The organism is uncultured Campylobacter sp. (assembly GCF_937997595.1).
In the GTDB taxonomy this organism is placed as follows: Bacteria; Campylobacterota; Campylobacteria; order Campylobacterales; family Campylobacteraceae; genus Campylobacter_B.
This window is the reverse complement of the sequence record NZ_CALKTS010000250.1, coordinates 1-5,012: the sequence shown is the minus strand read 5'-3', so window position 1 is coordinate 5,012 and position 5,012 is coordinate 1. Positions and strand designations below refer to the sequence as shown.

The window sequence follows — 5,012 nt, the reverse complement described above, 5'->3', positions numbered from 1 at the left end:
GATCATCGTAAAAGTCGTTGCAGAAGTCTCTTTCTTTTGATAAATGCTCTTCATACTCTTTTTTGAGCGTTGCATTTCTATCTATTTGCCAAAAGCTAACGGTTTTTCCGTTGAAAGTGGTTTCTCCTTCTACCATACCGGAAGGATTGCTTCTTACTACTTTCCTATCATTAGCTTTCCATAAAGCTATTTTTAAATCAAAAGGAATTTCCGTATCGCTTACATCGTTTGCATTCGCAAATAGTACGAATGCGATCATTAAGATGAAAATATGAACCCACATAACCGCCCCTATCGATAAAGCTTCGTGTTTAAGTATGAATTGCTACAAACAGGCATTTGTAAAATACCGTCTTTAAATTTCCTGATTGCGACGTTTAGTAATTGACCGCTGTGCGTATTGTCGAAATCTATGAAAAGTAGATAGTCTATATCTTTATAACGTATCGGTTCGGCATAAAACAGACGCGGTTTATATATGATATTGCCTGGAATCTCCAAATTTACCCTGCTACGAGAGTCTTTTGTGATTTTACTACACTCTTTGGGATCTAAAATGTAAGCAAGATTTGCGAAATCATCCGTCTGATATATATAAGGAGTGGTTTTATAAATCATAATATACAAAAGCTTATTATCAAATTTATACAATGTAAATCCGCGCCCGCTAAAGCCGTCTTTAATCGTTTTATTCATATCCATATACCAGCAATCGCCCATATTTTTCTTTAAAATGGGGTCATTGTAATCCGTCGTATCAAAAACCAGAGGTTCGATTATATTTATATTTTTCCATTCGAACAGATCATCGTAAAAGTCGTTGCAGAAGTCTCTTTCTTTTGATAAATGCTCTTCATATTCTTTTTTGAGCGTTGCATTATCTTCTATCGTAACAAAATAAAAACTCTTGCCATTAAAGGTAGTTGCACCCCGGATCATAGGTTCGTGAAGAGCTTTTCTTACAACTTTTTTATCTTGAATTTTCCATAAAATGGATTTCAGTTGCCACGGCATCGATGGATGCTTTATATCATCCGCTTTTGCGAACGATACGGCAAACAAGATCGCTAAAATAAAAGCACGAATTCGCATCCCTTGCTCCTTAAAATAGGCTTTTGAAGCCTTAAAAGCGTTTTTGTTATCGGTCGTATAAGCTTATACAACATAATTACTTAATCAAAGTATAAAATATCCGTACAAATATGAATTTATGTATATGCCGCCGATCTATACGGCAGGTTTTCAGTGTTTCAATTACCGATCACTTTTATTCACACTCATGAATGTATGGATCTTTTAGGGTAAATTCACCGTAATTTCCCAACCAAAATTTTGCATGCTTAAAATTATCAATGGCAAATGTCGCATGGTGCTCGCTATATACCCTGCGCGACCTGCATTTTTTGCCTTCGTAATCATAATGATCTGCGAGCTTTTTATAAAATTCAATGCTTTCGTTATCAAAGTCGTAGCCCAGCGCGATATCTTGATTTCGCCCGTCGTAGAAATGGATATAGTCGAAATCGAAGTTATAATAAACCTTGCAATGGCTATTTTCGCCGTTTATTATGGCATCGCTGCAATATTTTTCTAGTTTTAATTTCTCTTTTTCAAACTCATGCCGTAGCCTGGTTTGCTCAGACGGGTCTAAATTTTGTGTTTTCTCAGTAAAAAATTTCTCTTCATACCTAAGCGCTTTTTGCAATAAAATAGTCGCATATTCGGCTCTTTTGGAATAAAAATATAGAAAATAAGAGGTATATAGCATAAAGATGAAACCTACAAAAATCATAAAATTTCTAAGTAGTTTTTTCAAATCGTTGCCTTTTTAAATTATAAGATGGCAAGGTATACTGCCGCCAAAATCTATTTTCTAGCATAAATTCATCGCCCCGTTGCGCAAAATTTTGCGGGCAAAGCTTATGTCGATAAAATTTTATAAATCGCGTTTAGCCGAAGTTTACGGGATCCATATCGATCTCGACGGGCAGATGCTCAAGCGCGCGCGCAGCATTAATAAGCGGCACGTGTGAGCCAGCGCGCAGCAGAATTTCAAAGCGAAATTTCGACGCGATATAGGCGATACCCGCCTTGCCGTAGCCGATGATCTCAAAGCCCTCGCTCGCCTTCTCTTTCAAATACTGCGCGGAATTTTCGGCAGTATTTTCGACCGATAAATTTATAAAATTTTGCGCGCTGCTCTTTCTTTCAGGCTTTAAATTTGCGCTGTCCGCGCCTGCGTCGCAAGCTAAAATTTGCGCGGCATTTTTCAAATTTGAAGCGTTTTGGCGGTTTAAATTTGCGTCGTCCGCGCGCAGATCCGAGCTTTGAAATTTAAAATTTGATATTTGCTTGCCGCCCTGTTGCGCAGAATTTTCTAAATTTAAAGCGCTTAAATTTGCTCTCCTCGCGTCCAGCCCGTCATGCGATGCAGACGTGCTACTTTCCGCCTGTTTGTGGCGCAAAAGTTCAAGCGCGGCGCTCATTATCTCGCCCGCCGCCTTTTCGTTTTTATGCGAGATCAGTACACGCAAAAGCCGCATATACGGTGGATAGAGCCCCTCGCGAAACTCCGCTTCGTCGCGCAAAAAATCGTCGTAGTTTTCGATATAATCCCTAAAAAAGCCGCTTTGGCGCGTCTGTATGACGACCCTGCCCTGCCCCGAGCGACCCGCGCGGCCAGCCACCTGCATCGCAAGCGCTAGCGTCTTCTCGCGCGCCCTAAAATCGGGATAGCTCAGATGCTCGTCGATCCCCATTATCACCGCAAGATCCACGCCGTGGTAATCGTGCCCCTTACTAAGCATCTGCGTGCCCACCAAAATGTCGATTTTATGGGCGTTGAAGTTATTGAGCAGCGCCTCAAGCTTGCGCTGCGTGGTGATCTCGTCGCGATCAAATTTTGCGATGCGGGCACTTGGGAAACGCGCCGTAAGCTGTGCCGCGAGCTCGCCCGTACCGATCTTGCGCGCCTGCATCACCTCGCCGCCGCAGTTTTCGCAAGACGCCTTGTAAAACGTGCTAAAGCCGCAGTAATGGCACTTCAGCGCCGCAGCGTCCGCGTGGTAGCTCATCCCGACGGCGCAAAACGGGCAGCGCACGATCTGCCCGCAGTTTTCGCAGACCATATATTTGTAGTTCGCGCGCGTCGGCAAAAACACGACCGCCTGCTTGCCGGCTTCGAGGCTGCGCCCGATCTCGGTTAAAATTTTGGGACTCAACCCCGTCTCGCTCTCATCGAAAATGAAGCGCTTGGCGCTGCTAAAATAGGTGCCGCGCAGGCGGAAGTGCGGCTGCTTCGCGTAGGTGCTAAGTGCAGGCGTCGCAGAGCCCAAAACCACGCGGATGCCGAGCTTCTTGCCGACGAAAATCGCGGCGTCGCGGGCATTTAGGCGCGGCGCGGCGGCGGATTTGTAGCTGTCGTCGTGCTCCTCGTCCACGACGATGAGGCCCAGATCGCTAAAGGGCAAAAATAGCGCCGAGCGGGCGCCCGCGATGAGCCTGATCTCGCCTGCGTTAAATTTCGCTAAAATTTCGCACTTTTTCTTGGGCGAAATTTTGGAGTGCCAGACGCCGAGCCGCTCGCCGAAATAGCTCTGCAGCCGCTTCGTCATCTGCGGCGTGAGCGAAATCTCGGGCATCAAAAACAGCGCCTGCTTGCCCGCAGCGAGCGCCTGTGCGATCAGTGCGATATAAATTTCGCTCTTGCCGCTGCCCGTATCGCCGAAAATCAGCGACGTCTCGTTGGCTTCGGCAAATTTACGCGCTTGCTCCTGCGCGGGGGTAAGGTTTGGAATTTTACCTATTTTAAGCGGGGATAGCGACTGCGAAATGGGGCTTTGCGCGGTAGTGTCGAAATTTTGAATTAGGACGGAATTTTGCGCTGAAGTAAGATTTTGAATCGAAACGGAATTCTCTCCCTCGGTAAAATCCCGCTCTTGGATAGAATTTTGCGCGATAGCGAAATTTTGTTTGTATGCCGAACCCGGCGCGGCAGCAAAATTTATAGCGGTCTTCATGGCGGCGGAATTTTGCGCCAATGAAGAGTTTTGAATTGAAACGGAATTTTGCTCGCCAGAGAAGTTCTGAGTTTGAATAAAATTCTGTGCGGCGGTAGAATTTAACGCTAAATTTTGCGAGATAGAATTTGGTACCTGTTTTAAATTTTGCCTTTGCATGGAATTTGGCGCGATGGCGGAATTTATGACGGTAACAGAATTTTTTGAGATAGTAGAATTTCTCGTCAATGCAAAATTCTGGATTGAGGCGGAATTGTGTGTGGCACTAAAATCCCAGTCGAAAGCAGAATTTCGTGCGGTGGTGGAATTCTGCTCGGAAATAAAATTTTGCTTGCAGGTAGAAGTTTGCTTGCAAGCGGAGGTTGGCTTACTAACGGAAATTTTTTCGCAAGCGCAATTCCGCTCGGTCGTAGGATGCTCCTGCGAATTCCGCAAATCCTGCGTCGTCTCGCTTGCAGGCTCGAAAATTCCGAATGCAACGCCCTTTTCGCAAACATAGTAATGCGCGATAAAATTTGCAAGTGCGATCTGAAACGGAGTAAATTTAAGCTGCGAAATTTCAGAAATTTCCTTGGTTTTGAAGCTCGGCTTTGGAACCTCGCGCAGGATTACAGCGAATTTGACGCTCGATTTTACAGGAACGGATACGATTTGATAAGCTGGAATTTTAAAATTTGAACTATAAGTAAGCGGCTTTAGGCTGGCACCCAAAACCGCAACTTCATAATAGAGCATTTAGCTATTGAGCTAAGGATTGACAAAGATCATCAGCGTGATTGCAGTCGAATGAGCCTACATTTCTATCTTTATTTGCACCGGAAGTAGGTATACTAGCTCTTGTTGGATAATAAGTAAAGTTAGTACTTTTGCCTGCTACGGTAGCCGTATATGTAGATGTAGCATTATCGTTGCCATTTCTAACCAAAGTCCAGCCGTTTCTACCGCCATCTCTCATAGGATAGATAGGTTGCTGCAAAACGCCTTCAAAAAGAG

Annotated in this window: 3 protein-coding genes and 3 pseudogenes; all 6 read right to left on the bottom strand. The window is 44.5% G+C overall.

All coding sequences use genetic code 11. The features are described 5' to 3' along the window. Positions 1 to 283: pseudogene (locus tag Q0614_RS08420) on the bottom strand (hypothetical protein); the annotation flags it as partial. An 8-nt stretch (positions 284 to 291) separates the two neighbouring features. Further along, positions 292 to 1,092 carry a hypothetical protein gene (locus Q0614_RS08415; protein ID WP_298787984.1) on the bottom strand — a complete coding sequence of 267 codons (801 nt, stop codon included), beginning with the start codon at positions 1,090 to 1,092 and terminating at the stop codon, positions 292 to 294. A 175-nt stretch (positions 1,093 to 1,267) separates the two neighbouring features. After that, positions 1,268 to 1,816, bottom strand: coding sequence for a hypothetical protein (locus Q0614_RS08410; RefSeq protein WP_298787982.1), 549 nt, complete (start codon positions 1,814 to 1,816; stop codon positions 1,268 to 1,270). Positions 1,817 to 2,459: 643 nt separating this feature from the next. Then, a pseudogene (priA, locus tag Q0614_RS12580) lies at positions 2,460 to 3,794 on the bottom strand (primosomal protein N'); the annotation flags it as partial. 708 nt (positions 3,795 to 4,502) lie between these two features. Then, a pseudogene (locus tag Q0614_RS12575) lies at positions 4,503 to 4,754 on the bottom strand (primosomal protein N'); the annotation flags it as partial. 4 nt (positions 4,755 to 4,758) lie between these two features. Next, the coding region (locus Q0614_RS08400; RefSeq protein ID WP_298787978.1) for a hypothetical protein at positions 4,759 to 5,012 on the bottom strand (254 nt) is incomplete at its 5' end.